At 38.8% G+C, this 3,075-nt stretch carries 5 protein-coding genes and 2 tRNA genes; 1 reads left to right on the forward strand and 6 read right to left on the reverse strand.

Translation table 11 applies throughout. The annotated features are described in order from the left end of the window. Both AB685_RS32300 and ilvE read right to left on the reverse strand, forming a co-directional pair. Positions 1 to 155: hypothetical protein (locus AB685_RS32300; RefSeq protein WP_241773421.1), on the reverse strand; the 155-nt coding region annotated here is incomplete at its 3' end. A 67-nt stretch (positions 156 to 222) separates the two neighbouring features. Further along, positions 223 to 1,128, reverse strand: coding sequence for a branched-chain-amino-acid transaminase (gene ilvE, locus AB685_RS29380; protein WP_047974154.1), 906 nt, complete (start codon positions 1,126 to 1,128; stop codon positions 223 to 225). Positions 1,129 to 1,430: 302 nt separating this feature from the next. Between ilvE and AB685_RS29385 the strand changes: the two genes are divergently transcribed. Then, on the forward strand, positions 1,431 to 1,844 hold the full coding sequence (locus AB685_RS29385) for a hypothetical protein (protein WP_241773420.1): 414 nt from the start codon (positions 1,431 to 1,433) through the stop codon (positions 1,842 to 1,844). A gap of 33 nt (positions 1,845 to 1,877) precedes the next feature. On the opposite strand, the gene AB685_RS29390 is transcribed toward AB685_RS29385, so the two are convergent. The 4 genes from AB685_RS29390 to AB685_RS29405 form a co-directional block, all read right to left on the reverse strand. Beyond that, positions 1,878 to 1,954, reverse strand: a tRNA-Arg gene (locus tag AB685_RS29390). 2 nt (positions 1,955 to 1,956) lie between these two features. Further along, a tRNA-Gly gene (locus AB685_RS29395) sits at positions 1,957 to 2,027 on the reverse strand. Between the two features lie 171 nt (positions 2,028 to 2,198). Beyond that, positions 2,199 to 2,711: a metallophosphoesterase gene (locus AB685_RS29400; RefSeq protein ID WP_047974156.1), complete on the reverse strand. Its 513-nt coding sequence runs from the start codon at positions 2,709 to 2,711 to the stop codon at positions 2,199 to 2,201. Between the two features lie 28 nt (positions 2,712 to 2,739). Then, on the reverse strand, positions 2,740 to 3,075 hold a 336-nt coding region (locus AB685_RS29405; RefSeq protein WP_047974157.1), incomplete at its 5' end, for a non-canonical purine NTP pyrophosphatase.

Consider the following 3,075-nt stretch of genomic DNA (forward strand, 5'->3'; position numbering starts at 1 on the left):
TTATTGAGGTGCATATGGCCTGGAATAATATCAATATATGAATTACATACTCCGATAAACGGCTTATCCATTTCATCCTCACGAACACCTGCAGCTCTTAGTAGACTTCTGTGTGGTGCGCGATCGATGCCTTTTTTTATCATGTCACTTCTCATATTATCGCCCCTAACATCCTTGCTACTCCACTCCGCTCAACTTCATCTATCTATATCTATTCTAGTCTCAGCTAACCTCTACTTGAGTTGATTCAGGATATACTTTTTCTCCATCTTCTACGACTCGCTTACGAAATGCTTCGAGTAAGCGATTTGTTTCTTTTCCTGGCGTTCCCTCACCAATGACTCTGCCATCTACTTTTACAAMGGCAATGACTTCAGCTGCTGTACCTGTTAAGAATACTTCATCAGCAACATATACATCATGTCTTGTAAATGGCTCTTCTCTCATATCATAACCTAGCTCATCAGCTAGCTCTATAATGGCGTTTCGAGTAATCCCTTCTAATGCACCAATGTAACCAGGAGGTGTTAAGATTTTATTTCCTTTAACAATAAAGACATTATCTGCAGATCCTTCAGCGACATACCCTTGATCGTTTAACATCAACGCTTCGCTTACTCCTGCAAGACTTGCTTCTATTTTTACAAGGATGTTATTCAAATAATTCAGTGATTTAACTTTAGGACTGAGCACATCTGGTCGATTTCTTCTTGTTGCTACCGTGACAATTTCAAGTCCTGTCTTGTAGAGTTCTTTTGGAAATAACGCTAACTCTTCAGCAATTACAATAACTTGTGGAGTTGCACAAGATGCTGGGTCAAGTCCTAAATTTCCAACTCCTCTTGAAATCACTAAACGAATATATGCATTCTTTAGTTGGTTTTTTTGTAATGTTTGAACGACGATATCTGTCATCTCTTTTTTTGTGTGTGGTATTTCTAACATGATTGATTTAGCTGAATAATATAAGCGATCAAGGTGTTCGTCTAATCTAAAGACATTTCCATCATAAACTCGAATGCCTTCAAAAACACCGTCACCATATAGAAACCCATGATCATAAACAGACACTTTCGCTTCTTGTTTCAAAACAAATTGTCCATTTAAGTAAATCCACTGTTCACTCATGATGCTCACTCTCCTCAATGTCTCCAACCCGGTTTCCTTCTCCAATAATCAATGAGAAGAAATCCATGAATGTATCTTTTCTGAGCGGACATTTGTTTTTCTCTGTGATGGTTATTTGAGGTTTATAATACGCCCATTTTGGGAAGTGGTCAACCACTTTCCGTAAAATAATTTGACAATTTTGATTTGTCCGAACTATTGAATACGCTTACACTTTTACCTAGCCTACGTTTAGCTCATTTTAAAATCTTTTCCTTTTTATTCATAGAATCGAGCAAATACGGAAAAGATATAACTGGGTGATGAAGATGAAACAACTAAAGCAACTGTTCCGCTTGGTTTACTTATCTAAACGCTTTCCTTTTGTTCGTCTTAGACAAAAACGAAAAGCATTATTAGTTTTAGTAACAGAAAATGAAGCCAATTGCCGAACACAAGCTGAAAAGGTCCTTTATGAAAAGTTACGAGAGTTAGGTTATTATCCCACCCCTCGCTATGAGGTTGGAGGCTTCACAATCAATATGGCTTTAGTTCCTTATCGACTGGCACTCATTGAAAAGACGAAAAATGTAGATGAAAAGAAGCTTAGTCGTTCTATGAGGAAAAAAGGGTGGAGTGTGTTGTTCTATGAAGATGATAAAATCTTGGTTGATACACACGACTATTTAAGAGAAATCAAACAACAAGCAAGACCAACAAAAAACGTCTCCGTTTAATTAAACGGAGACGTTACGTATGTAATATAGGAATGGCGTCCCAGGAGAGATTCGAACTCCCGACCGACGGCTTAGAAGGCCGTTGCTCTATCCTGCTGAGCTACTGGGACAAAGCGGGTGATGAGAATCGAACTCACATCATCAGCTTGGAAGGCTGAGGTTTTACCACTAAACTACACCCGCATGGAATAATCATTATGTGTTCGTCTAACAATTAAGTACMTGACGACGCTTATAACTATACCTAATATTTTTAAATGTGTCAATAACAATTATCATTTTTTTGATAACTATCTTTTTAAAAAGAAGGCAGAGTTATGCGCATACTACCTTCTTTTCAAAACTAGATCTCTGTTACCTCGAATAATTTTCTGAAAGAGTATGCAATTCTTCTGCACTTTCTCTTTCATAAAAGCGCACATGTATAGTAGAGTCCGTTACTTCACAGATGACATACGTTTGCTCTTTAGGGCTTCTAGGTAGACGGAAGCTACCAGGATTGATAAAGACAATCCCCTGCTCCTTAAAGCTTGTTGCCACATGGGAGTGTCCAAAACAGACAAGGTTAGCCCCTACCTCTTCTGCACGGTAGCTAAGGGGCACATGAGTCATTTTCACATTATAAAGATGTCCATGAGTAGCATAGACAACAAAAGAACCAAAGGTCTCAATTAAGTCTTCAGGAAAATCTGCGCCAAAATCGCAATTACCTTTAACCATTTTGATTCCCTCTAATTCGCTTGCATCCACTTGTAACTCGGAATCCCCACAATGGATCATTGCATCTACTTCATGCTGATGTCGCTTCACTAATTGAACGATCTCTTCGCCCYAACCATGGCTATCACTCATAATGAGAAGCTTCATGTAAATCCTCTCCTATCCTTTATTCTATCTATTTCCACTTACTTATTAGTTGTTGTAATGCTTTCGCACGGTGGCTGATCCCATTTTTTTCATTTGCTGTTAGTTGCGCCATCGTTTTATCGATTGCAGGGAGAAACATAATAGGATCATAGCCAAATCCGTTCGTGCCAACCGGCTCACGTGCAATCACTCCTTCGCATGTGCCCTCAACGATAAAGGTGTTTTCTTGTGGCGAGGCTACAGCAATTGCACATACAAAACGAGCTGTTCGATCTTCACTCGGAATGTCTTGCATTTCTTTTAATACTTTTTCATTATTGGCAGTATCGCTTTTTGTCAATCCTGCATAGCGAGCTGAATATAC

The sequence above is a fragment of the Bacillus sp. LL01 genome (assembly GCF_001037965.1).

Coding starts and splice junctions, on each gene's coding strand:
- AB685_RS29385 (WP_241773420.1), top strand. CDS start 1,431: ATGAAGATGAAACAACTAAAGCAACTGTTCCGCTTGGTTTACTTATCT.